The following is a 24,739-nucleotide window of genomic DNA, read 5'->3' as shown; positions in this document are numbered from 1 at the left end:
GGACAAAATCCTAACACTGCGCCAGCTCGCGTCCGATGCGGCCCCGCGCGGGCGCGGACTCGGAGACAGTCCCCGCGGGCACCGTCCGCCGCGACGTAGATCACGAACCCTTAATAATCGGCGGATATCGCCCGGCAGCGCCCTTCAAAGAATCCCCGCCACCGTTGGTACAGTGGTGCCGAATACCTCGAACGAGCGAAACGACCTGACACCAAGGGGAAAAAGCACCACTATGCGACCAGTGATCATGCCCATCTATGGCACCCGTCCGGAAGCCATCAAGATGGCCCCGATCGTCAAGGCCCTCGAGGCTTCGGACCTGTTCGACAGCCGGGTCGTCGTCACCGGCCAGCACCGCGAGATGCTGGACCAGGTCAACGAGCTCTTCGACATCGCGCCGGACGTCGACCTGAACATCATGCGCCCGAACCAGAGCCTCAACGGCGTGATGACCCGCACCATCGACGGCCTCGACGCCATCTTCCGGGAGAACAAGCCCGCCGCCGTGATCGTCCAGGGCGACACGACGACGTCGACCGCCGGGGCCATCGCCGCCTTCTACCACGGCATCCCGGTCGTCCACGCCGAGGCCGGACTGCGCAGCTTCAACATCCTCTCCCCGTTCCCCGAGGAGGCGAACCGGAAGATGACCTCCCAGATCGCGAGCCTGCACCTCGCCCCGACCTCGGTGAGCAAGCAGAACCTCCTGACGGAGAACACCAACGGCGACGACATCGTGGTCACCGGAAACACCGTCATCGACGCCCTGCTGACCACCGTCGACAAGCAGGTGCCGTTCTCGGACCCGCAGCTCGAGGAGCTCGCCGCCTCCGGCAGCAAGGTCCTGCTGGTCACGACCCACCGCCGCGAGAACCAGGGCGGAGCCATGGAGGGCGTCGGCCGCGCCCTGGCCCGCATCGCCAAGGCGGAGCCGGACCTGACCATCGTGCTGCCGGCCCACAAGAACCCCGTCGTCCGCGAAGCGGTCCTGCCGGCGCTCGAGGGCCTCGACAACGTGATCGTCACCGAGCCTCTGGCCTACGGCGAGTTCACGCGCATGCTCTCCGTCTCGACCATCGTCCTCACCGATTCCGGCGGCGTCCAGGAGGAGGCGCCGAGCCTCGGCAAGCCCGTCCTGGTCATGCGCGAGAACACGGAGCGCCCCGAGGCCGTCAGCGCCGGCACCGTCGTCCTGATCGGCACCGATGAGGAGCGGATCTACTCCGAGGTCTCCGAACTGCTGCACGACGACGAGCACTACACCGCGATGGCCAACGCCGTGAATCCCTACGGCGACGGACGCGCCGCGGAACGCACGGTCGCCGCCGTCGCCCAGCTCCTCGGTGTTGGCGAGCGCATCGCCGAATTCGAACAGTAGACGATCACAACAAGCCCTGAGCCTTGTGCGCAAGCTTACAAGGCTCAGGGCTTGTTCGGCCTGGCCGGTTCAGAAGCCGTGAGAAAATGGCGCGAGTCGATGCGACGAGGCGAGGAGGCCAGCAGTGCCAGGCGAAGACACCCCTGACGGACACCGGATGGACGTCCGGCGCATCGCCGTGCTCTCCCTGCACACCTCGCCGTTGACCCAGCCCGGAGGCGGCGACGCCGGAGGCATGAACGTCTACGTCCGCCAGCTGTGCCGGCACGTCGCCCGTCTGGGCGTCGAGGTCGACGTCTTCACGCGGGTCCCGGAGACGGAGCCCGCCCACGCCGTCGAACCGGCGCCGGGGGTCACGGTCTACCACCTCCCGGCCGGCCCGGCCGCGGCCACCAAGAACGACCTGGCGGAGTTCGTCCCGGAACTCGCCGCGGCCGTCGCCCGCCACTACGCTGACACGGCGGCACCCGACGCGGTCCACAGCCACTACTGGGTCTCCGGTCTCGCCGGCCTCCAACTGAGCGCGGAATGGTCCGTCCCCCTCGTTCACACGATGCACACGCTCGCCCGGGTCAAGCTCCGCGAGGACCCGACGGCCGTCGAACCCCGGGCCCGGCTGGAGGCCGAGGACCGGCTCGCGGCGGAAGCCGACGTCCTCACCGCGAACACGCCGACGGAGTGCCAGGAGCTGCGCGACCTCTACGGCGCCTCGCCGTCGTCGATCGCCGTGATACCGCCGGGCGTGGAACGGTCGGTCTTCCGCACCGAGGGCCCCGCCCGGTGGCTGGAACCGGCAGCGGGGGCGACTGCGTCGTCGCGGCCGTTGCGCATCGTCTTCGCCGGGCGCATCCAGCACCTCAAGGGGCCGCACATCCTGCTGCAGGCGCTGAAGCGCGTGGGCGTGCTCGACCCGGCGGCGCGCTGCGAGGCCGTCCTGATCGGCCAGCACTCCGGGCCGGACGAGCTGGACCTCGAACGGCTGCTCCCCTCGGCCTGCGGCCCGGTCACTGCACGGCTCCTCGAGCCCATGCCGCCGGCCGAGCTCGCGGCCTGGTTCCGCGGCGCCGACGTCGTGGCGGTCCCGTCCTACAGCGAGTCGTTCGGGCTGGTCGCCGCCGAGGCCCAGGCCTGCGGGACGCCCGTGCTGGCGAATCTGGTCGGCGGGCTGCGCCACATCGTGCACGACGGCGTGACGGGCCGGCACGTCGTCGGGCAGACGCCCGAGGCGTGGGCCCAGGCGCTCCTGACCCTCGGCGCGCGCCGCGACGTCCTCGAGCAGTGGGGCCGGCAGGCGGCCGTGCATGCGGACCGGTTCGACTGGAACCAGGCCGCACGCACGATGCTCTCGCTGTACCGCTCGCACGCGGTCCGGGATCTCGGCCTGCTCGGCTTCAGCCCCTGCCACCACTAGCTCACCGGGGTGCGACGTACCCGGAGAAGTGCTCGCGCGAGGCGCCGCGCCGCCACCCCGTGAAGGCCACGGTGCCGTAGGGATCTGCCCCGCCCTCCGCGTCCGCCACCGAGAAGTCCACGGTTCCGGGCAGGAACACGGGGGACGCGAACTCGATGCCCCACTCGTAGCCGCCCTCACGCGGGGCTGCGCCCGCCAGCGCCCGCCCGGCGAGGTACATGCCGTGCGCGATGTGCCGCTTCATGCCCAGCGCCCGGGCCGACAGGCTGGTCAGGTGGATGGGGTTCCAGTCGCCGAGCACGCCCGCGTAGGCGCGGCCGGTGTCGGCGGCCAGGCGCCACTGGCCGGTGCGCGTCGGGGCCGTGAAGACCGGCTTCTCCGGGCGCTCCGGCCGCGTCCGCCCGGGCAGGTCGACCCCCTTGGCCAGGTAGGTCGACACGCCCCGCCAGACGGCCTCTCCCCCGGCGCCGACCTCGGCGACGACGTCGACCTGGGCGCCGGCGAAGTGCGGACGCAGGTCCTCGGCCCACGCGCGCACCGAGAGCTCCTCGCCGGGGCGGATGCGCCGCAGATGCTCGACGCGGTTGGACAGGTGCACCATGCCCAGCAGGGGCAGCGGGAACCCGTCGTCCACCATGACGCTCATGGCGACCGGGAACGCGAGCCCGTGCACGAAGACCGACGGCAGGTCCTCGCGCACCGTGTCGCCCATGAGCCGCTGGTAGCGGGTCAGCCGTCCGGTGTCGACGCGCAGGCGGCGGACCCGGTGCTCGACGGCGGGCAGCTGCCACCGGCCGTCGTCGTCCGCTCCCCGGCGCCGTCCGCCGCCGGGGAGCACTCCGCCGATCCGGCTGGCGGCGGTCTTCTTGACCGCGGCCGCGTAGATCCCGCCGAGCGCGGGGACCTCCGGCAGGTCGATGCAGCGGCGTTCGGCCGTTCCACTCATCCGCCTCACCTGCCGATCAGGCTCTGGCCGCAGACGCGCAGCGTCTCGCCGTTGACGCCGGCGGCCGCATCGGAGGCGAGGAACGAGATCGCCTCGGCCACGTCGACGGGCAGGCCGCCCTGCATCAGCGACGGCATGACCATGCGCGCGACGGCGCGGGTCGCCACCGGGACCCGGGCGGTCATCTCGGTCTCGATGAAGCCCGGCGCCACGGCGTTGATGCCGCCGTCGATGTCGGCGAAGGCCGCCGAGGAGGCGCGGACCATCCCCATCACCCCGCCCTTGGAGGCCGCGTAGTTGGTCTGCCCGCGGTTGCCGGCGATACCGCTTGTGGAGGCGAGGGAGACGACGCGCAGCCCGGGCAGTCCGGCTGCGAGGAACGCCTGGTTCATGCGCAGCTGCGACTCGGTGTTCACGGCGATCACCGACTTCCACCGCCCCTCGTCCATGTTGGCGAGCAGCTTGTCGCGCGTGATCCCGGCGTTGTGGACGACGATGTCGAGCCGGCCGTGGCGCTGGGTCGCGTGCTCGATGATCAGGTGCCCGGCGTCCGCCCGGGTGACGTCGAGCTGCAGCGCCGTGCCGCGCACGTCGTTGGCGACGCGCGCGAGCGCGCTGCCGGCCGCGGGGACGTCGACGGCGACCACCGTGGCGCCGTCGCGGGCGAGCGTCGCCGCGATCGACGCGCCGATGCCGCGGGCGGCGCCGGTCACGACGGCGACCTTGCCGGCCAGCGGCTTCTCCCAGTCCTCCGGGAGCTTCCCGCGCCCGTCGGAGACCTCGAGGAACTGGCCGTCGACGTAGGCGCTCCGACCCGAGAGGAGGAAGCGCAGGGCGGCCTGCGCCGAGGGGGCGCCCATGTCGACGCCCTCGGCGAGCAGCAGGCCGTTGGCCGTCGCTCCGCCGCGCAGTTCGCGCCCCAGCGAGCGCATCAGGCCGTCGACGCCCTGCCGGGCGGCGGCCAGCTCGGGGTCCTTCCCGTCGCCCGCGGGCCGCGAGATGGAGACCACTCGCCCCCCGGGCACCAGGGACTTCACGGCGGGGCCGAGGTTCAGCGCGACGTCGGCGAGGTCGCCCGGGCGGGCCACGTCGTCGTACGCGACGACGACGGCGCCCACCATGCGCCCCGGCGGCAGGTGCCGCAGGACGTCGAGGCCCCAGCCGAGCAGGAGGTCGGCGGTCGGCTGCGCGGACGCCCCGTCGCCGAGGACCACCACGGGTCCGGGGACGAGCGGCGCCCCCGCCGCGTGGCGGCGCAGGACGGCCGGGCGCGGCAGCCCGAGCTGCTTGGCGATCTTCTTGGTCAGCCCCGTGTTGACGAGTTTCTGGTACTGGTTGGTCATCTAGCGTGCCTCCAGAACGGCGACGACGCCCTGGCCGCCGGCCGCGCAGACGGAGATCAGGCCGCGGCCCGAGCCCTTCTCGTGCAGCAGCTTGGCCAGGGTGGCGACGATGCGCCCGCCCGTGGCGGCGAACGGGTGCCCGGCGGCGAGCGACGAGCCGGCGACGTTGAGCTTGGACCGGTCGATCGAGCCGAGCGGGGCGTCCAGGCCGAGCTTGTTCCGGCAGAAATCCTCGTCCTCCCACGCGGCCAGGGTGGACAGGACCGTTCCCGCGAACGCCTCGTGGATCTCGTAGAAGTCGAAGTCCTGCAGCGTCAGCCCCTGGCGGGCGAGGAGCCGCGGGACCGCGTAGGCGGGAGCCATGAGCAGCCCCTCCTTGCCGCGCACGAAGTCGACCGAGGCGGCCTCGAAGTCGACGAAGTTCGCCAGCATCGGCAGGTCGTTGGCGCGGGCGAACTCCTCGGAGCCGAGGAGGACCGAGGACGCGCCGTCGGTCAGCGGCGTCGAGTTGCCGGCCGTCATGGTCGCCTTGTCGCCGAGGTCCCGCCCGAAGGCCGGCTTGAGACTGCCGAGTTTCTCCAGCGTGGTGGAGGGGCGCAGGTTGTTGTCGCGGCCGACACCCCGGTACTCGGTGATGAGGTCGTCGAAGAAGTTGCGTTCGTAGGCGGCGGCGAGGTTGTGGTGGCTCTTCAGGGCCAGCTCGTCCTGCGCCTCGCGGGAGACGCCCCACGCGGCGGTCGTCAGCGCCTGGTGCTCGCCCATCGACAGCCCCGTGCGCGGTTCGCCGGTGCCGGGGGCGTGCGGCGCGAGGTCCTTCGGGCGGAACTTGGACAGGGCCGCCAGGCGCTGCTTCGGCGTGCGCGCCCGCGCCAGTTCGAGCAGGACCCGGCGCAGGCCCTCGCTGACGGCGATCGGCGCGTCGGACGTCGTGTCGACGCCCCCGCCGATGGCCGAGTCGAGCTGCCCGAGCTTGATCTTGTTGGCCAGGGAGCCGATGGCCTCCATGCCGGTCGCGCAGGCCATCTGCACGTCGTACGCCGGCGTCGTCGGGTCCAGTGCGGTCCCGAGAACGGACTCGCGCACGAGGTTGAAGTCGCGCGAGTGCTTGAGCACCGCACCGGCGGCGACCGCGCCGATCCGCTGGCCCTGCAGGCCGAAGCGCGCCACCAGGCCGTCGAGGGCGGCGGTGAGCATGTCCTGGTTCGAGGCGTCCGCGTAGGCGCCGTTCGAACGCGCGAACGGGATGCGGTTGCCGCCGATGACGACGACGGGGCGGACGCCCTGCGATGCCTGGCTCGGCGAAGCGGCTGACGACGTGGAAGTGGCCATGGTTCCTCCTGGAATCGGTCCTCGGTGCGGATCGAATGTGTGCTCCGCACCACTGTGACCGAGCTTACCTGATACGCTCGGTATCGTGAACTCGGAGAATGATCGGGGCCCCGCCCCGGAACAGGATGGACGCGCCGCGCGCTGGGAGGCCCACCGGGAGTCCCGGCGGCTGGACCTGCTGCGCATCGCCCGCAAGGCCATCCACCGCCTGGGGCCGGGCGCGTCCATGGAGGACATCGCGGCGGAGGCCAGCACCAGCAAGTCGGTCTTCTACCGGTACTTCGGCGACAAGTCGGGCCTGCGCCGGGCCCTCGGGCGGCTGGTCGTCGAGCACATGCGCACCACCGTGCTGGAGGCCGGCAAGGCCGCGCCCACGGAGGAGGAGGGCCTGCACCAGATGGTCTCCGCCTACCTCGCCATGGCGCAGCGCTCGCCCAACGTCTACTTCTTCGTCACGGCCCTCGACCACGACCCGTTCGCCGCCGGGGCCCGGACGGAGGCGGCCGACGACGAGGAACCGCTCGACACGTTCTTCCGAGACATCACGACGATGATGGCGGAATCCCTCACCCGCTACCTGAACCGCACCGAGCCCTCGACCGGCAGCGACCGGCGAGCGCAGTTGTGGCCGCAGGCCTCGATCGGCATGGTGCGCGCCGCGGGCGAGGCGTGGCTGCGCATGCCCGCCTCGGACGCGAAGCCCACACACGCAGAACTCACCAACACGATTACCGGCTGGCTGGTGCACGGCATCAGCAGCCCTTCACGAAAGGCCAGGTCATGAGCCAAGACGTACCCGAGTCGACAACCGAGGACCCGCGCGTCGACGTGGCGGCCCTCGGCGAGCAGCTGCTGGGGCGCTGGGCCGACGTCCGGCGCACGTCCCGCGCGCTGGCAGCCGAGCCGCGCACGCAGAAGATCGAGGGCCAGAGCATGGACGAGCACCGTGAGCGGGTGCTCGACCAGCTCGGGTACCTCGTGGAGCAGAAGGCGGTGCACCGGGCGTTCCCGGAGCGGCTGGGCGGCCAGGAGAACCCGGGCGGGAACATCGCGGGGTTCGAGGAGCTCGTCGTCGCGGACCCGTCCCTGCAGATCAAGGCCGGGGTCCAGTGGGGGCTGTTCGGTTCGGCCGTCCTGCACCTGGGCACGCGCGAGCACCAGGACCAGTGGCTGCCGGGGATCATGAACATGGACATCCCGGGGGCGTTCGCGATGACGGAGATCGGGCACGGGTCCGACGTGGCGTCGATCGCGACGACGGCGACCTACGACCCGGCCGCGGAGGAGTTCGTCCTCCACACGCCGTTCCGTGCGGCGTGGAAGGAGTTCCTCGGCAACGCCGGGCTGCACGGGAAGGCCGCGGTGGTCTTCGCCCAGCTGATCACGGCGGGGGTGAACCACGGGGTGCACGCGTTCTACGTCCCCATCCGGGACGAGGACGGCTTCCTGCCGGGCATCGGCGGCGAGGACGACGGCCTCAAGGGCGGCCTGAACGGCATCGACAACGGCCGCCTGCACTTCGACCACGTGCGCTTCCCGCGGACGAACCTGCTGAACCGGTACGGGGACGTCGCCCCTGACGGGACCTACTCCTCCCCCATCGAGAGCCCGGGCCGCCGGTTCTTCACCATGCTCGGCACCCTGGTCCAGGGCCGGGTCTCGCTCGACGGCGCGGCGACGGCCGCGTCGAAGGTCGCCCTGCAGATCGCGGTCGGCTACGCCAACGAGCGCCGGCAGTTCAACGCGTCGAGCGACACGGCGGAGGAGGTACTCCTCGACTACCAGCGCCACCAGCGCCGGCTGCTCCCGCGGGTCGCCGCGACCTACGCGATGAGCTTCGCGCACGAGGAGCTGCTCGAGAAGTTCCACGAGGTCTTCAGCAAGGACGCCACCGACGACGAGCGCCAGGACCTGGAGACCCTCGCGGCCGCGCTGAAGCCGCTGTCGACGTGGAACGCCCTGGACATCGTCCAGGAGTGCCGCGAGGCGTGCGGCGGGGCGGGGTTCATCACGAAGAACCGGTTCACGTCGCTGCGCGCCGACCTGGACGTCTACGTCACCTTCGAGGGCGACAACAACGTGCTGCTGCAGCTGGTCGCCAAGCGCCTGCTGGCGGACTACGCCCAGGAGTTCCGCAAGCTGGACGCCGGCGCCCTCACCAGGTACGTGGTGCGGCGGGCCGAGGGCGTCGCCCTGAACCAGTCGGGCCTGCGCCAGCTGGCGCAGACGTGGACGGACGCCGGCAGCGAGAAGCGCAGCGCGAACTTCCTCAAGGACCCGGACACGCAGCGGGACCTGCTCGCCGAGCGGGTGCGGACGATGGTCGCCGAGGTGGCCGAGGACCTCAAGGGGGCGGCCAAGCTGCCGCAGGCGCAGGCCGCCGCCGTGTTCAATGAACGCCAGGAGCAGATCATCTCCGCTGCGCGCGCGCACGCCGAGCTGCTGCAGTGGGAGGCGTTCACCCGCCAGGTCGAGAAGATCGAGGACCCGGGTACCCGGTCGGTCGTCACGTGGCTGCGCGACCTGTTCGGCCTGTGCCTGATCGAGGCGGACCTGGGCTGGTTCCAGATGTCCGGGCTGCTCTCGGGCCAGCGCGCCCGCACCCTGGGCCCGTACATCAACCGCCTGCTGGCGCGCCTGCGCCCGCACGCCCAGGACCTGGTCGACTCGTTCGGCTACACGCAGGCCCACCTGCGCGCCGACATCGTCTCCGGCATCGAGGCGGAGCGCCAGGACGAGGCCATGGAGTACTTCCGCACCCTGCGCGCCTCGAAGGACGCGCCGATCGACGAGAAGATCGTGCTGGCCCGCAAGCGCGCGGCCGGGAAGGCGGCGAAGAGGGCCGGCGCCCGGTAGTCTCCGGCGCACGACGGCGGTGCGGGCACCCGGGTGCCCGCACCGCCGTCGTGCGCTACCGGGAGGTGTGGGACGCCACGGCGGTCCGGTACACCTCGAGGGTGCGCTCGGCGATGGCCTCCCAGGAGAAGTGGTCGGCGGCGCGCCGGCGTCCGGCGGCGCCCAGCGCGTCGGCGTGCTCGGGGTCTGCGAGGGCCCGGTTCAGGGCCGCGGCGAAGTCGGCGACGAAGACCTCCTGGTCGAGCGGGGTCCCGGTGCCGTCCGCGGCCTGCTCGATGGGGACGAGGTAGCCCGTCTCCCCTTCGGCGACGACCTCGGGGATGCCCCCGGTCGCGGTCGCGACGACTGCGGTGCCGCAGGCCATGGCCTCGAGGTTGACGATGCCGAGGGGCTCGTAGATGGACGGGCACGCGAAGACGGTCGCGTGGGTGAGGATCTGCATGACCTGCTCCCGCGGGAGCATCTTCTCGATGACGACGATGTTGCCGCGATCGGCGCGCAGACCCGCGATGAGCTCGTTGACCTCGGCGGCGAGCTCGGGGGTGTCGGCGGCCCCGGCGCAGAGGACCAGTTGGACGTCCTCCGGCAGGAGGGCGGCGGCCCGGAGCAGGTAGGGCACCCCCTTCTGCCGGGTGATCCGGCCGACGAACGCCACGGTGCGGGCCTGGGGGTCGATCCCGAATTCCTCCAGCGCGTCGGTCTCCTCGCGCGGGCTCCACAGGTCCACGTCGACTCCGTTGTGCACCACGTGGACCCTGCCCGGATCGACGTCCGGGTAGGCCTGCAGGATGTCCTGGCGCATGCCGGCCGAGACCGCGATGATGGCGGCGGCGCCGTGGTATGCGGTCGACTCCGCCCAGGAGCTCAGGGCGTAGCCCCCGCCGAGCTGCTCGGCCTTCCACGGGCGCAGCGGCTCGAGCGAATGCGCGCTGACCACATGCGGGACGTCGTGCAGGAGCGATCCGAGGTGACCGGCCATGTTGGCGTACCACGTGTGCGAGTGCACGACGTCGGTCCCCTCCAGATCTCCGAGGATCGACAGGTCGGTGCCCAGGGTCTGGACCGCGGCGTTCGCCCCGGCGAGGTTCTCCGGCGTCGCGTAGCTGGCGACGGACGCCCCGTGGAAGTCGTCGGGGCGCGGATCGCCGAAGGCGCGGACGCGGATGTCGGCACGGGGGGCCAGCACCCGGGAGAGCTCCGCGACGTGGACACCGGCGCCGCCGTAAATGGTCGGGGGGAATTCTTTGGTAACAATGTCTACTCGCACACACACAACGTAGCCGGTACAGGGAAACTCACATAGTGTTTTCCCTACGTACTACGCGGTTCGGTCTTAAATGGCCCAGCCAAACGCCACATGAGGGAGTGCCGATGCCGAAATGCAAGGTCCTGGCCGTTGTTCTGGCCGGTGGAGAAGGCAAGCGGTTGATGCCGCTCACAGTGGACCGGGCCAAGCCCGCGGTCCCGTTCGCCGGCGAGTACCGGCTCGTCGATTTCGCGCTCTCGAACGTCGTGAACTCGGGGTACCGGCAGGTCGTGGTCCTGACCCAGTACAAGTCGCATTCGCTCGACCGGCACATCTCCGAGACGTGGCGGATGTCGACCCATCTGGGCAACTACGTCGCCTCGGTGCCCGCACAGCAGCGGCTGGGCAAGCAGTGGTTCCTCGGCTCGGCGAACGCGATCTTCCAGTCGCTGAACCTGATCCACGACGCGAACCCGGACTACGTGCTGGTGGTCGGCGCCGACCACGTGTACCGCATGGACTTCTCGGCGATGCTCGACGCCCACATCGAGGCGGGCGTCTCCGTCTCGGTCGCCGCGGTCCGCCAGCCGTTGAACCTGGCGAACCAGTTCGGGGTCATCCAGCTCAATGAGGACGACCCGCAGAAGATTGCGGGTTTCATTGAGAAACCGGAGACCACCGCGGGCCTCGAAGACGACCCGTCCATGTTCCTGGCGTCGATGGGTAATTACATTTTCACCAAAGACGCGTTGATCGAAGCATTAACGGCGGATAACAAAAAAGAAAACACCGCCCACGACATGGGCGGGGACATCATTCCCGAATTCGTCTCCCGCAACGACTGCGCGGTCTACGACTTCTCGAAGAACCCGGTCCCGGGCGAGCAGCCGACGGGGGTCCGCTACTGGCGCGACGTCGGCTCGCTCGACTCGTACTACGACGCCCACATGGATCTGCTGGCTCCGGTTCCGGCTTTCGACCTCTACAACAAGGAGTGGCCGATCTTCACCCGGCAGAACGCCTCGCCGCCTGCCAAGCTGGTGCGCGGCAAGGACGGCACGCCCGGCACAGCCCACGACTCGCTGCTCTCCGCCGGCGTCGTGGTCTCCGGCGGAACGGTCGAGCACTCCGTCCTCTCCGGCGACGCGACCGTCCTGTCGGGGGCGAAGGTCACCGAGTCCGTCATCCTCGGCAACGCCCACATCGGCGCCGACGCGGTGGTGCACCGGGCCATCCTGGACAAGAACACCGTGGTTCCCGCCGGAGCCCGGATCGGCGTGGACCACGACCTGGACCGGGCGCGCGGATTCCTCGTCACCGACTCCGGCCTGACAGTGCTCAGCAAGGGACAGACCGTCCCCGTCGACGCGCAGGTCCCGGAAGAGGCCGTTTAGGGGACGGTTCGCTCATGACGGTAAAGTTCTACCGTCATGAGCGAAACCGCCCCGAACGCCCCCGCCCCCGTCGCAGACCCCGGCTCCGCCGAGCCCGAGATCTCCGAATCCGACCTGGCCGTCTGCCTGCGCGTGCTCGACTCCGTGCACACTCTCAGCAATGACGACGAACGCTTCGTGGCCGTCCGCGACGGCACCGCCCGGATGTTCAAAGCCGTCAAGCGCTACCGGCGGGCGCAGGCCCGCCAGGCGGTGCAGGACGCCGACCGCGCCGCCGTCGAACGCACGGCCACCGGCTCGCGCGACCGGCTCGACGACGAGACCCTGGGCCTGCAGCTCTCCCCCGGGGCGGACGGCGAGTCGAACGGCCACTTCGTGCGCCCGCGCGGCTGCTACGTCTGCAAGCGCTCCTTCACGAAGGTCGACGCCTTCCACCATGCGCTGTGCCCGGAGTGCGCCGTCGAGGGCCGCTCCTGGCGCGAGGCCCGCACCGACCTGACGGGGCGGCGCGCCCTGCTCACGGGAGGCCGCGCCAAGATCGGCATGCACATCGCCCTGCGCCTGCTGCGCGACGGCGCCCACACGACGATCACGACCCGCTTCCCCCACGACGCGGCCCGCCGCTTCGCCGCCGTCGAAGACAGCGCCGACTGGCTGCACCGGCTCAAGATCGTCGGCATCGACCTGCGCGATCCCGGCCGCGTCGTGGCCCTCGCCGACGAGGTCGCCGCTGCCGGTCCTCTGGACCTCCTGATCAACAACGCGGCCCAGACGGTGCGGCGGACCGCCGGCGCCTATCGGCACCTCGTGGAGAACGAGTCGACTCCGCTGCCGCGGGAGCTGACGCCGGCGGGCGGCGGTCCCGAAGTCGTCGGGACCGGCCACGCACCGCAGTCGCACCCGCGGGCCCTCGCTGCGGCCTTCGACCTGACGGGCACCGAGCTCACGGCGTCCGAGGCCATGGACCCGGACGAGCTCGCCCGGCTCGCCATGACGGCCGGTTCGTCCTCCCTCGAGAAGCTCGCCGCCGGGTCGGCGATCGACGCCGGCGGACTCGTGCCGGACCTCGGCGGCGAGAACAGCTGGACGCAGGTCCTCGGCCAGGTCGATCCCCTCGAGCTACTCGAGGTCCAACTGTGCAACGTGACGGCACCCTTCCTGCTGGCGAGCCGCCTGCGCCCTGCCATGGCCGCCTCGGACGCCCGGAGGAAGTACATCGTGAACGTCTCCGCCATGGAGGGCCAGTTCTCGCGCCGGTACAAGGGACCCGGGCACCCGCACACCAACATGGCCAAGGCCGGGCTGAACATGCTCACCCGCACGAGCGCCGAGGAGATGCTGGCCGCCGACGGGATCCTCATGACCGCCGTGGACACCGGCTGGATCACCGACGAGCGCCCCCACGACGACAAGATGCGCCACGCCGGCGATGGCTGGCACGCCCCGCTGGACCTCGTCGACGGCGCCGCCCGCGTCTACCACCCGGTCGTGGCCGGCGAAGCGGGACAGGATCTCTACGGCTGCTTCCTCAAGGACTACAAACCGTCACCGTGGTGAACCGGTGAGCGCAGGCCCACCCGGAGCGCTGGCGCGCATGCGCCCGCTGCTCCCGGGCCTGCTCGCCGCGGCCGTCGTCGTCGGGTGCGGCTTCGGCCTGCACGCGGCCCTCGGCGCCCTGCCGGTGATGACGCTGTGCGTGCTCGGCGGCGCCGTCGCCGGCCACCTCCTGCGCTCCCCCGCCCGCCGCGCCCACGCCCTGCGCCGGCTGGACGCACGCATCGCCCCGGGGCTCGCGGCGGCGGGGCGCACCCTCATGCGCGCCGGGATCGTGCTGCTCGGCCTGCAGCTGGTCCCCGCGGACCTCGCCGCCCTCCGGCTGCAGGGCGTCGGGATCGTCCTGGCCGCCGTCGCGCTCGCCTTCGCCGGCACGTGGCTGACCGCCCGGCTGTTCCGCCTGCCCGGGGACGAGCCCGTGCTGCTCGCCGCCGGGTTCTCGATCTGCGGCGCGAGCGCGATCGGGGCGATGGGCCAGGCGCGCGGCACGGCGCGCGACGCGTCGACGCCGATCGCGCTCGTCACCCTGTGCGGCACGCTCTCGATCGCCCTGCTGCCGTTCGCGAACGAAGGGCTCGGCCTGGCCCCCATGACGTTCGGCCACTGGGTGGGCGCCTCGGTCCACGACGTCGGCCAGGTCGTGGCCACGGCCCAGACGGCCGGCACGACGGCGCTGGCCGCCGCCGTCGTGGTCAAGCTCGTCCGCGTGCTCGCCCTGGCGCCGGTGGCGACGCTGGGGGCCTGGCACGCCCGGCGGGCGCGGGGGCCGGCCGCCGGGGGTGCACGCGCGCCGATCCTCCCGCTCTTCGTGGTCGGCTTCGGCCTGATGGTGGCGTTGCGGACCACCGGCTGGCTGCCCGACGCCGCGCTCGAGGCCGGGCGGATCGGACAGGAGCTGCTGCTGGGGGCCGCGCTGGCGGGCCTGGGCTACGCGATCGACCTGCGCACGCTCTTCGCCTCGGCGGGGCGCTCGACGGGTGCGGCGGTGGTGGCCTGGGCCTGGGTCGCCGCCGTCGGGCTCGCGGTCGCACACCTCTTGTCAAACGGTTCTTTCATGATCTAATGAGCGTGTGGACTCGAAGAATCTGACGCGCAGCGAAGCGGCCGAGCGGGCCGACCTCATCTCCGGCCTGGCCTACCGGCTGGAGCTGGACGTCTCCCGGGCGGCGGACCCGTCGACGACGACGTTCGGCTCGCGCACGACCCTGACCTTCCGGGCCGCCTCCCCCGGGGCCACGACCTTCCTCGACTTCCTGCACGGCGGCGTCGACTCCGTCGTCCTCAACGGCGAGGAGCTGGACACCGCCCGGGTCGTCGGCGAGCACCGCATCGAGCTGCCGGGCCTCGCGGCCGAGAACACCGTCGTCGTCACGGGCCGCGGCCTCTACTCGCGAAGCGGCGAGGGCCTGCACCGCTACGTCGACCCGGCCGACGGGCGCACCTACCTCTACACGCAGTACGAACCGGCGGACGCCCGGCGCGTCTTCGCGAACTTCGAGCAGCCGGACCTCAAGGCCGCCTACGACGTCGAGATCACCGCCGACGCGTCCTGGCACGTCGCCTCGAACGGCGGCACGGTCCGCATCGACGACCAGGGCGACGGCTCCGCGACCTGGCATTTCGCGCGCACCCGCCGGATGTCCACCTACATCACCGCACTGCTCGCCGGGCCGTACCACCACGTGAGCGACGAGTGGACGGGGACCCTGGACGACGGCTCGAGCCTGACGATCCCGCTGGGCGCCACGTGCCGCGCCTCGCTCGCGGACGCCTTCGACCCCGAGCAGATCTTCGACGTCACCAAGCGCGGCCTCGATCTCTTCCACCGCCTCTTCGCGTACCCGTACCCGTGGGGCAAGTACGACCAGGCGTTCGTGCCGGAGTACAACCTCGGCGCCATGGAGAACCCGGGCCTGGTCACGTTCACCGAGGCCTACGTGTTCACCTCGCGCGCCACGGCCGCCCAGTACGAGGGCCGCGCCAACACCCTGCTGCACGAGATGGCGCACATGTGGTTCGGCGACCTGGTGACCATGGAGTGGTGGGACGACCTCTGGCTCAAGGAGTCCTTCGCGGACTTCATGGGCACGTTCGCCGTAGACCGCGCCACGGACCTCGGCCAGCCGTGGGTCACCTTCGCCAACCGCCGCAAGGCCTGGGCGTACGTGCAGGACCAGCTGCCGACCACGCACCCGATCGTCGCGGACATCCCCGACGTGGAGGCCGCCAAGCAGAACTTCGACGGCATCACCTACGCCAAGGGCGCCTCCGTGCTCAAGCAGCTGGCCGCCTACGTGGGCGAGGACGCGTTCTTCGCGGCCTCGCGCAGCTACTTCGAGCGCCACGCCTACGGCAACACCACCCTGTCCGACTTCCTGACGGTCCTGGAGGAGTCCTCGGGCCGGGACATGTCCGGCTGGGCCGACGCCTGGCTCAAGACCGCCGGCGTGCCCGTGATCGGCGTGGACGTGACCACGGACGACGACGGCGTGGTCACCGGCGCGAGGATCGTCCAGGAGGCCTCCGATCCCGTCACGGGCGAACCCGTGGTGCGGCCGCACGTGGTGCGCGTCGGCACCTTCGACCTGGCCGGCGGCCGGCTGGCCCGCACGGGCGGCTTCGCCGTCGAGCTCGCCGGGGCCGGCGCGGACCTGCCGCAACTGGTCGGGAAGCCGCGTCCCGCCGTCGTGCTGCCGAACGACGAGGACCTGACGTATGCGAAGGTCCGCTTCGACGCCGCCAGCCTGGAGACGCTCCTGGCCCGGCTCGGCGACCTCGACGAGCCGCTGGCCCAGGCCACGGTGTGGGCGGCACTGTGGAACATGGTGCGCGACGCGGCGCTGCCGGCGACGAGGTTCGCGGACGCCGTCGCCCGCATGTCGCCGAGGGTCGGCGAGGTCGGCGTCGTGCAACTGCTGCTCGAGCAGGCCGAGTCGGCCCTGGCGCGGTTCGCGCCGACGACGACGCGCGACGCGGCGTTCGCCCGGCTGGCCGACACCGTGCTGGGGCTGACCCACGCCGCGCACCCGGGGTCCGACCACCAGCTCGCGTTCGCCCGCGCGCTGGCGCGCCTCGGCCGGTCCGCGGCGGTCTCGCGCGACGTGGACACGGCCGTCGACGGCCTGCTCACCGGGGACCTGGCCTTCGAGGGGCTGGAGGTCGACGAGCAGCTGCGCTGGTCGCTGGTGCAGGCCCGCGCCGCCCGCGGACGCGCGGACCAGGCGGGGATCGACGCGGCCCTCGGCGCCGCACCGAGCGCCGTCGCCACCGTCGGCCACGCGCTCGCCTCGGCGGCGCGCCCGGAGCCGGAGGTCAAGGCGGCCGCCTTCCGCGCCGTGTTGACGGGCCGCGACAAGGATTCGAACATGCTGTCGAACGACGTGCTGAGTGCGACGGCGGCCGGCTTCCGGCTGGGCTCGCACGAGCTGATCGACGGCTTCTACCCCGAGTACTGGGACTCCCTCGAGGACCTGTGGGACCGCCTGAGCATCGGGCTGGCCACCCGCACCGTGCAAGGGCTGTTCCCGGGCGCGCAGGACGTCGCTCCGGCCGGCGTCGACGCGCACGCGGTGCTGGTCACGGCCCGCGACTGGCTGGACCGGCACCACGACGCCCCGGCGGCGCTGCGGCGCATCATACTCGAGCAGACGGACACGCTGGAGCGCACGTTGACCGCGCAGGCGGCCGCGCGCTGATCTGCTGCACGCGGGCGACGGCCGGCAGGGACGAACCACTCGCCCCGGCCGGCCGTTCCCGTAGTCACGGCACCCGCTGCAGCCACTCCTCCGTCAGGAACTTCTCCTGCGCGAGCGCCTCGGCGCGAGCGAGCGTGTCCGCGTCGAGCTCGCCGCGACGGGCGCCGTAGCGCTTCTCGAACACGCCCATCATGACCTCGAAGATGTCCGCCCGGCTGCGGCCGGCCTGGCGCTTGAGCGGGTCGACGCGCTTCTTCGCGCTCGCGATCCCCTTGTCGGAGATCTTCTCGCGGCCGATGCGCAGCACCTGCATCATCTTGTCGGCGTCGATGTCGTAGCTCATGGTGACGTGGTGCAGCAGGCCCCCGTTGGCCAGCCGCTTCTGCGCCGCCCCGCCGATCTTGCCGTGCGCGGTGGCGATGTCGTTCAGCGGCTTGTAGTGGGCGTCGATGCCCACCTCGGCCAGGGCCTCCATGACCCAGGCGTCGAGGAACGGGTAGGAGTCGGCGAAGCTCATCCCGTCCACCAGGGAGACCGGGACGCAGAGCGAGTAGGTGATGCAGTTGCCGGCCTCCATGAACATGGCCCCGCCACCGGAGATCCGGCGCATCACGGTCACGTCGTGCGCGGCGGCGGCGTCGGCGTCGACCTCGTTCTGCAGCGACTGGAAGCTGCCGATCACGACGGCGCGCTCCGACCAGTCCCACAACCGCAGGGTCGGCCTCCGGCGCCCGGCGGCGACGTCGCGCGTGATGACCTCGTCGAGGGCGACGTTGGTGGCGATCGGCAGGTCGCGCGGCGGCAGGATCTCCCACTCGTGGTCACCCCACGTGCTCGCGTGCCCGAGGGCCCGGCGGACGGCCGTCGCGACGGCGGCGGCGTCGAAACCGATCATCTCCGCCCCGTCGCGCAGGCCGTGGACGACGGCGTCGCGGATGGTGCCGTGCCCCGCGTCGACGGGCAGCCCCGTCAGGGCGGCGTTGAGGTCGTCGAGGGCCTCGTCGGGCTCGAGGAAGAAGTCGCCGTTGATGTTGGCCTCGGCGATGCTGCCGTCCGCGACGATCAGGTCGGCGACGACCAGCTTGCCGCCGACGACCTTGTACTCTCCGTGCTGTGCCTGCGCATTGGAACTCATGGTTCCAATCCTAGGGGCTGCGGCAACAGCCGCGCCGGCGGGCGTTAAAGACGTGGGGCCCGCTCCGGATCGGAGCGGGCCCCACGTGGGCGGTGAAGCAGGAAGACTACTTCTTGCCGCCGAAGTTCTTGAAGCGTGCGTTGAAGCGCTCCACGCGGCCTGCGGAGTCCATGATGCGCTGCTTGCCCGTGTAGAACGGGTGCGAGGCGGCGGAGATCTCGACGTCGATCACCGGGTAGGTGTTGCCGTCCTCCCACTCGATGGTCTTCTGCGACGTGGTGGTCGAGCGGGTCAGGTACTTCTCGCCGGAAGCCAGGTCGTTGAAAACAACCGGGGCGTACTCGGGGTGCGTGTTTGCCTTCATGAATGAACCTTTTCTCTGCGCCACTGGATTTTGCCAGCAGCTAGTCTGTGGAGGTGGGTCCGCGCGAAGGTGGACCGACGCACCATCCTAGCTCATCGCGCACCCAACCCCCAAAAGGCGCCGGCCGACCTTCAGCCGCCCTGGCACTAGAGCCGTCGACCTCTGATCGGTAGGCTGCGGGCATGGCCATCAAACTGGAGAACGTCGGCATCGCGGTCCGCGACCTGGAGGCGGCGATCTCCTTCTTCGCCGATCTCGGCCTCACGGTCGCCGGCCGGGACACGATCAGCGGCGACTGGGCGGACACGGCCGTGGGCCTCGACGGGAACCACGCCAGGATCGCCCTGCTGACGACTCCGGACGGGCAGGGCAAGATCGAGCTCTTCGAGTACATCCACCCTGAGGCGGTCGAGACCGAGCCGACGCTGCCGAATGAGATCGGCATGCACCGGGTCGCGTTCTCCGTCGACGACATCGACGCGGCGCTCGAGACCGCGGCGAAGCACGGCTGCCACCCGCTCCGGGGCGTCGCCACGTACGGGGACGTCTACAAGCTCACGTACGTCCGCGGGCCCAGCGGCATCCTGGTGATGCTCGCGGAGGATCTGACGAAGGGCTGACGGACTGAGCCCCAGTTGTACTCAGCGCGCCCGCAGTTCCCAGAAGGCGACCGCCGACGCAGCGGCGACGTTGAGCGAGTCGACGCCGGCTGCCATCGGGATCACGACCTGAACATCCGAGTCAGCAATCGCGGCCGCCGAGACGCCCGCACCCTCGGTGCCCAGAATGATGGCGAGCCGCTCGTGGTTCTCCGCCGCGACGTCGTCGACGGGCCTCGCCTCGTCCGTCACCTCGAGCGCCGCCAGGGTGAACCCGGCGGAGCGAAGGTGCGCGACGGCGTCGTCCCAGTCGCCGAGGCGCACCCACGGGACCTGGAAGACCGTCCCCATCGAGACGCGGATCGACCGCCGGTAGAGCGGGTCGGCGCAGCGCGCCGTGACGAGGACCGCGTCGATCCCCAGCGCAGCGGCCGACCGGAAGATCGCGCCGAGGTTGGTGTGGTCGGAGACGTCCTCGACGATCGCGACACGCCGGGCGCCCGCGAGCACGTCGTCGAGGGACCGCGGCTCCGGGCGGTCCATCGCCGCGAGCGCGCCGCGGTGCAGGTGGAACCCGGCGATCCGCTCGAGCAGCGCGGGTTCGCCCACGTAGGCGGGGACGTCCGGGAACTTCTCGAGCACGTCGGAGAGGCCCTCGAGCCATTTCGGGGCGAGGAAGAAACTGCGGGGCGCGTGGCCCGCGGCGACCGCCCGGCGGACCACCTTGGAGCTCTCGGCGATGTAGCGCCCATTGGCCGGGTCGGCGACCTGCCGCAGCGCGGCGTCCGACATCGCGAGGTAGTCGGCGACGCGCGGATCGGACGCGGGGTCGTAGGACGCGCCGTCCTCCGGCGTGAGATCGACGATCATCCGCCGTTCACCAGCCTCGCGATCAGGTTCACCAGCGCCATGCAGCCGAGCACGATGATCACGCCCCGCAGCCACCCCGGGGAGAGCTTCCGGCCGATCTTCGCGCCGACGAACCCGCCGACCAGGGAGCCGCCCGCGATGAGGGCGACGATGACCCAGTCGATGCGCTCGAAAGCGAAGAGCAGGTAGGAGATCGCGGCGATCATGTTCACGCCGAGCGAGAGGATGACCTTGATGGCGTTGGACTGCTGCAGGCTCCCGTGGAAGAACACGCCGAGGATGCCCATGAGCAGCACGCCCTGGGCGGCCGTGAAGTAGCCGCCGTAGACGCCGGTGATGAAGACCAGGACGTACACCAGCATCGGCAGCCGCTGCCGGTCGGCCATCTCCGGGTGCACGTGCTCGGCGCCCTCGCGCCGCTTGGCCCACGCCGACAGGCGCGGCTGGAAGATGACCAGCAGCACGGCGACGACGATCAGGACGGGGGCGACGACGTCGAACACCGACTCCGGCAGGTGCAGGAGCAGAAACGCCCCCAGCAGCCCGCCCACGAGGGAGACGGGCAGCAGGCGCAGCAGCGTCTTGGGCACGGAGCGGGCCTCGCGCCGGTACCCCCACGCGCCGGAGAAGCCGCCGGCGATCAGCCCCATCGCGTTGGAGACGATCGCGTTCACGGGCGCCGTGCCGAGCGCGACCAGCACGGGGAAGGTCACAAGGGAGCCGGAACCGACGATCGTGTTGATCGTGCCGGCCCACAGGCCGGAGACGAGGATCAGCGCCTCGCGCCAGAACTCCCAGATTGCCAGATCAGCCATGGGGCGGGGTCCGGCCGCTAGCCGGCGTCGGAATCGCGCGCGACGGCCGTGTAGCGCCCGCCGTTCTCGATGAGCTTGAGGTCGGCTCCGAACGTCGCGGACAGGTTGGCCTCGGTCAGGGTCTGCCCGAGGGGCCCGGACGCGACGACGCCGCCGTCGCGCAGCATCAGGACGTGGGTGAACCCGGGCGGGATCTCCTCCAGGTGGTGGGTGACGAGCACGGTCGCGGGGGCCGCCTCGTCGGCGGCGAGGGACGAGAGGCGCTTGACGAGGTCCTCGCGCCCGCCCAGGTCCAGTCCGGCGGCCGGCTCGTCGAGGATCAGCAGCTCCGGGTCGGTCATGAGCGCCCGGGCGATCTGCACGCGCTTGCGCTCGCCCTCGCTGAGGGAGCCGAACTGGCGGTTGATCAGCGTGGACATGCCCCAGTCGTGCAGCAGGCGGAAGGCCCGGCGCTCGTCCATCTTCTCGTATTCCTCGCGCCAGCGCCCGGTGGTCCCGTAGGCAGCGGTCACGACGACGTTGAGCACGGTCTCGTGGCCCGGGATCTGGTTCGCGAGGGCGGCCGAGGAGAGGCCGATCAGCGGGCGCAGCTCGAACACGTCGAACCGGCCCATGGTCTCGCCGAGGATTCCGGCGCTGCCGCTGGTGGGGTGCATCCGCGTGCCGGCGATCTGCATCAGAGTGGTCTTCCCGGCGCCGTTCGGGCCGAGCACCACCCAGCGCTCGCCCTCGCGAATCTTCCAGTCGACCCCATCCAGCAGTCGCTTCTTGCCACGGACGACCGTGACCGCAGCAAAATCCAACACGTCAGTCATGAGGAAAACACTAGGCCAGCGCACGCCGAAACGGCCAAACGACGTGCGGTAGCCGTCATGATCGGGCCCTCTTTTGCCTCGGAGACGGGGGGAACGGAAAATCATAGGCATGCAGATCACCGCCTACGTCGTCCACATCCACCGCGCCGACGCCTCCCCCGCACTCTCGAGCGGGGCCCTCACCGCCGCCGTCTCGCACCTGGGGACCGTCGTCGGCTCGGAGCCGCTGACCGCGCCGCAGGTGTACGACGACGCCACGCACGCGCCCGGGGTCGCGTACGCCGGCCTGCGGCTCGCCGTGGAGGACGCCGACGTGGACTCGCTGCGGGCCGCGGCGGCCGCGGCCCTGGACGCGGCGGGCGTCCCCGGCCCGGACAAGTGGGAAGGGCCGGAGCGCACCGGCGAGAGCGTCGCCGTCGTGCCGGCCGCCCTCCTGCAGGCGCCGACGAAGCTGCTGGTCATGGACGTCGACTCGACGCTGATCCAGCAGGAGGTCATCGAGATGCTGGCCGCCCACGCCGGACGCGAGGAGGAGGTCGCCGCCGTGACCGAGGCGGCGATGCGCGGCGAACTGGACTTCGCGCAGAGCCTGCACGCCCGCGTCGAGGTGCTCGCGGGGCTGGAGGCCTCGGTGGTCGACTCCGTGCGCGAGCAGGTCGCCTTCTCCCCCGGCGCCCGCGACCTGATCCGCGCCCTCCGGGCCGGCGGGCACCGCATCGGCGTCGTCTCCGGTGGATTCATCCAGATCCTGAAGCCGCTCGCTGACGAGCTGGGGCTGGACTTCGCCGTCGCCAACGACCTGGAGATCGCCGACGGCAGGCTCACCGGCCGGGTCGTGGGCGACGTCGTCGACCGGGCCGCCAAGGAGGGTTTCCTGCGCCGCTGGGCGGACGAGCTCGGCCTGCCGCTTGAGGCGACGATCGCGGCCGGCGACGGGGCGAACGACCTGGACATGGTGCGGGCGGCCGGTCTCGGCGTCGCCTACTGCGCGAAGCCCGCGCTGGCCGTCGAGGCCGACGCGCGCATCGACCTGCCCCGCCTCGACGTCCTCGGCGTGTACGCGGGGATCTGAGACGCTCGGCACGATCCGGTAACAACCGTCCGCCGGGAGCGCGGCGGGGACGGCGACCACAGGTTTCGCCGCTACTCTTGGGTATTGTTGCGTGACCGGTGCATCCGGTCACCCCAGGTCCCATACCGGAAAGCATTCAAAGCACGTGACGTCATCGAAAAAGGGACTCTCCCGCGCGGCCAAGGGCTGGATCATCGGCGGCTCCATCGCCGTCGTGGCCGCGGGCGCCTATGCCGGAACGGCCTACGCGCTGGTCGGCCAGGTCCCGCACGGGACGACCGTCCACGGCGTCGGCATCGGCGGCCTCAGCAACGATCAGGCACTGGAGAAACTCGACACCGAGCTCGGCCCGCTGGCCGAGGCCCCGTTCGAGGTCGTGGTCGGCGGCGAGAGCGTCTCGGTGGATCCCGCCGAGGCGGGACTCGGGCTCGACCTCGAGTCGACGGTCGCCGGCTACGCCGGCTTCACCCTCGACCCGGTCAAGCTGTGGCAGCACGTGGTAGGCGGCTCGGAGGTCGCCCCGGAGCTCTCCGTCGACGACCCGAAGCTCGAGTCCGCCCTCGCGTCGGCCGCCGAGGAGCTCGACGTCGCACCGACGGAGGGTTCACTCGAATTCAACGAGCTCGAGCCCGTCGTCACCGCGCCGCTGCCGGGCGAGCAGGTCGCCCAGAACGCGGCGTTCGGCACCGTCGTCGAGCGCTGGTTCGACCCGGCCGCGCCCATCGATCTGCCCACCACCGTCGTCCCGGCCGACGTACCGGCCGAGGAGTTCGACCGGGCCGTCGAGAACCTGGCCGAGCCGCTGGTCGCCGGCGCGATCACAGTCCGTGCCGAGGAGCACTCGGCGGAGCTCTCCCCCGCCCTGCTCGCCGGTGCCGCCACGTTCACACCGGAGAACGGGACGATCGAGCTGGAACTCGACGCGGAGAAGATCGTCGGTTCCATCAGCGAGGACAACCCCGGCCTCGGCGTGGAGGCACGGGAGGCACGGGTCGTCCTCGAGGACGGGAAGCCCGCGATCATCCCGTCCAAGACGGGACTGCGCGTCTCCCCCGCCGGCCTGGGCGAGAAGATCATCGCCGCCGCCGGCACCCAGGAGCGCTCCGTCGCGGCCGAAGCCGAGGTCACCGAACCCGAGTTCACGACCGACGACGCGAAGGCCTGGGGCATCGAGGAGGAGATCCTCACGTTCTCGACCCCGTACCCCGACTACGACGCAGTCCGCACCAAGAACCTCGAGGCGGGCCAGCGCAAGCTCAACGGCGTCATCGTCGAGCCCGGCGAGACGTTCTCGCTCCTCGGCGTGCTCGGCCCCATCACCAGGGAGAACGGCTACTTCGAGTCCGGCGTCGTCGAGTCCGGGTTCTCCACGACGGCCCTCGGCGGCGGCCTCTCCCAGATCTCGACGCAGATGTTCAACGTCGGCTGGCTGGCCGGCTACGACGACGTGGAGCACCGCCCCCACACCCGCTGGTTCGACCGCTACCCCGCCGGGCGCGAGTCGACCCTCTGGGAGGGGCAGATCGACATGAAGTGGAAGAACAACACGGACACTGCGGTCATGATCCAGGCCTGGGTCGGCGCGGACCGCGTGTACACACGGCTGTGGGGCACGGAGCACTGGGACGTGACAACCGCGACGAGCGACCACTACAACCTGACCGACCCGGAGACCAAGTACAACGAGGACGAGCAGTGCGTCCCCGAGTCCGGCGGCCAGAAGGGCTTCACCGTCGATGTCACGCGCACCCGCACCTCCGCCGCTGAGACGCTGCCGAAGGAGACCCTGACGTGGACATACGCCCCATGGCACAAGGTCGTCTGCGGCCCGCCGCCCGGCGACGACGACTGAACGCGGGGTTGAACGACGGCGGGGCGCCGGCAGCAGGGTTGGAACCCGCCGCCGGCGCCCCGCCG

General features: G+C 71.3%; 20 protein-coding genes. 11 read left to right on the top strand and 9 right to left on the bottom strand.

Annotated elements, in window-relative coordinates; translation table 11 throughout:
• Positions 1-232 precede the first annotated feature (232 nt).
• A complete protein-coding gene (wecB, locus tag IE069_RS03095) occupies positions 233-1,378 on the top strand; it encodes a non-hydrolyzing UDP-N-acetylglucosamine 2-epimerase (protein ID WP_189348652.1) in 1,146 nt (381 codons plus the stop codon).
• A 124-nt stretch (positions 1,379-1,502) separates the two neighbouring features.
• Positions 1,503-2,789: a glycosyltransferase gene (locus IE069_RS03090; protein WP_189348651.1), complete on the top strand. Its 1,287-nt coding sequence runs from the start codon at positions 1,503-1,505 to the stop codon at positions 2,787-2,789.
• 1 nt (position 2,790) lies between these two features.
• On the opposite strand, the gene IE069_RS03085 is transcribed toward IE069_RS03090, so the two are convergent.
• The 3 genes from IE069_RS03085 to IE069_RS03075 are packed head-to-tail and all read right to left on the bottom strand — an operon-like array spanning position 2,791 to position 6,407.
• Positions 2,791-3,735, bottom strand: coding sequence for a MaoC/PaaZ C-terminal domain-containing protein (locus IE069_RS03085; protein WP_189348650.1), 945 nt, complete (start codon positions 3,733-3,735; stop codon positions 2,791-2,793).
• A gap of 5 nt (positions 3,736-3,740) precedes the next feature.
• Positions 3,741-5,078, bottom strand: a complete 1,338-nt coding sequence (locus IE069_RS03080) for a 3-oxoacyl-ACP reductase (protein WP_189348649.1) — start codon at positions 5,076-5,078, stop codon at positions 3,741-3,743.
• On the bottom strand, positions 5,079-6,407 hold the full coding sequence (locus IE069_RS03075; RefSeq protein ID WP_189348648.1) for an acetyl-CoA C-acetyltransferase: 1,329 nt from the start codon (positions 6,405-6,407) through the stop codon (positions 5,079-5,081).
• Between the two features lie 85 nt (positions 6,408-6,492).
• On the opposite strand from IE069_RS03075, the gene IE069_RS03070 reads away from it, so the two are divergent.
• Positions 6,493-7,191 carry a TetR/AcrR family transcriptional regulator gene (locus IE069_RS03070; protein ID WP_189348647.1) on the top strand — a complete coding sequence of 233 codons (699 nt, stop codon included), beginning with the start codon at positions 6,493-6,495 and terminating at the stop codon, positions 7,189-7,191.
• The gene (locus IE069_RS03065; protein WP_189348646.1) at positions 7,188-9,263 is read left to right on the top strand and encodes an acyl-CoA dehydrogenase family protein; all 2,076 of its coding nucleotides are present in this window, start codon (positions 7,188-7,190) and stop codon (positions 9,261-9,263) included. The genes IE069_RS03070 and IE069_RS03065 overlap by 4 nt, the downstream gene beginning before the upstream one ends.
• 55 nt (positions 9,264-9,318) lie before the next feature.
• Here IE069_RS03065 and glgA read toward each other — a convergent pair whose 3' ends face one another.
• Complete coding sequence (gene glgA / locus IE069_RS03060) at positions 9,319-10,530, bottom strand: glycogen synthase (protein WP_189348645.1); 1,212 nt, start codon at positions 10,528-10,530, stop codon at positions 9,319-9,321.
• A 98-nt stretch (positions 10,531-10,628) separates the two neighbouring features.
• On the opposite strand from glgA, the gene glgC reads away from it, so the two are divergent.
• From glgC to pepN, 4 genes are read left to right on the top strand one after another with little or no spacing between them, the layout of a single operon-like run.
• Complete coding sequence (gene glgC / locus IE069_RS03055) at positions 10,629-11,903, top strand: glucose-1-phosphate adenylyltransferase (RefSeq protein ID WP_373287786.1); 1,275 nt, start codon at positions 10,629-10,631, stop codon at positions 11,901-11,903.
• 36 nt (positions 11,904-11,939) lie between these two features.
• Entirely contained in the window at positions 11,940-13,460 is a 1,521-nt protein-coding gene (locus IE069_RS03050; RefSeq protein ID WP_189348643.1) for an SDR family oxidoreductase, read from the top strand.
• 4 nt (positions 13,461-13,464) lie between these two features.
• Positions 13,465-14,520 (top strand): YeiH family protein, encoded by a 1,056-nt coding sequence (locus tag IE069_RS03045; protein ID WP_229790906.1) that lies wholly within the window; start codon positions 13,465-13,467, stop codon positions 14,518-14,520.
• Between the two features lie 7 nt (positions 14,521-14,527).
• Entirely contained in the window at positions 14,528-17,152 is a 2,625-nt protein-coding gene (gene pepN, locus IE069_RS03040; RefSeq protein WP_189348642.1) for an aminopeptidase N, read from the top strand.
• Positions 17,153-17,216: 64 nt separating this feature from the next.
• On the opposite strand, the gene lplAB is transcribed toward pepN, so the two are convergent.
• Both lplAB and IE069_RS03030 read right to left on the bottom strand, forming a co-directional pair.
• Positions 17,217-18,287 (bottom strand): lipoate-protein ligase LplAB, encoded by a 1,071-nt coding sequence (lplAB, locus tag IE069_RS03035; RefSeq protein WP_189348641.1) that lies wholly within the window; start codon positions 18,285-18,287, stop codon positions 17,217-17,219.
• 106 nt (positions 18,288-18,393) lie between these two features.
• Complete coding sequence (locus IE069_RS03030) at positions 18,394-18,651, bottom strand: type B 50S ribosomal protein L31 (protein WP_189348640.1); 258 nt, start codon at positions 18,649-18,651, stop codon at positions 18,394-18,396.
• 182 nt (positions 18,652-18,833) lie between these two features.
• Between IE069_RS03030 and IE069_RS03025 the strand changes: the two genes are divergently transcribed.
• Positions 18,834-19,271 carry a VOC family protein gene (locus IE069_RS03025; RefSeq protein ID WP_189348639.1) on the top strand — a complete coding sequence of 146 codons (438 nt, stop codon included), beginning with the start codon at positions 18,834-18,836 and terminating at the stop codon, positions 19,269-19,271.
• Between the two features lie 21 nt (positions 19,272-19,292).
• Here the strand turns inward: IE069_RS03025 and IE069_RS03020 are convergent, their stop codons facing one another.
• From IE069_RS03020 to IE069_RS03010, 3 genes are read right to left on the bottom strand one after another with little or no spacing between them, the layout of a single operon-like run.
• On the bottom strand, positions 19,293-20,120 hold the full coding sequence (locus IE069_RS03020) for a TrmH family RNA methyltransferase (RefSeq protein WP_189348638.1): 828 nt from the start codon (positions 20,118-20,120) through the stop codon (positions 19,293-19,295).
• Positions 20,117-20,935 (bottom strand): sulfite exporter TauE/SafE family protein, encoded by an 819-nt coding sequence (locus tag IE069_RS03015; RefSeq protein ID WP_189348637.1) that lies wholly within the window; start codon positions 20,933-20,935, stop codon positions 20,117-20,119. The genes IE069_RS03020 and IE069_RS03015 overlap by 4 nt, the downstream gene beginning before the upstream one ends.
• 17 nt (positions 20,936-20,952) lie before the next feature.
• On the bottom strand, positions 20,953-21,750 hold the full coding sequence (locus IE069_RS03010; protein WP_189348636.1) for an ABC transporter ATP-binding protein: 798 nt from the start codon (positions 21,748-21,750) through the stop codon (positions 20,953-20,955).
• A 109-nt stretch (positions 21,751-21,859) separates the two neighbouring features.
• Here IE069_RS03010 and serB point away from each other — a divergent pair, with 109 nt between their 5' ends.
• Complete coding sequence (serB, locus tag IE069_RS03005; RefSeq protein WP_189348635.1) at positions 21,860-22,822, top strand: phosphoserine phosphatase SerB; 963 nt, start codon at positions 21,860-21,862, stop codon at positions 22,820-22,822.
• A 145-nt stretch (positions 22,823-22,967) separates the two neighbouring features.
• Positions 22,968-24,674, top strand: a complete 1,707-nt coding sequence (locus IE069_RS03000; RefSeq protein WP_189348634.1) for a VanW family protein — start codon at positions 22,968-22,970, stop codon at positions 24,672-24,674.
• The last annotated feature ends 65 nt before the right edge of the window (positions 24,675-24,739 follow it).

The sequence above is a fragment of the Zhihengliuella salsuginis genome (assembly GCF_014651715.1).
In the GTDB taxonomy this organism is placed as follows: Bacteria; Actinomycetota; Actinomycetes; order Actinomycetales; family Micrococcaceae; genus Zhihengliuella; species Zhihengliuella salsuginis.
The sequence above is the reverse complement of the archived record's forward strand: the minus strand, read 5'-3'. Positions and strand labels throughout refer to the sequence as shown.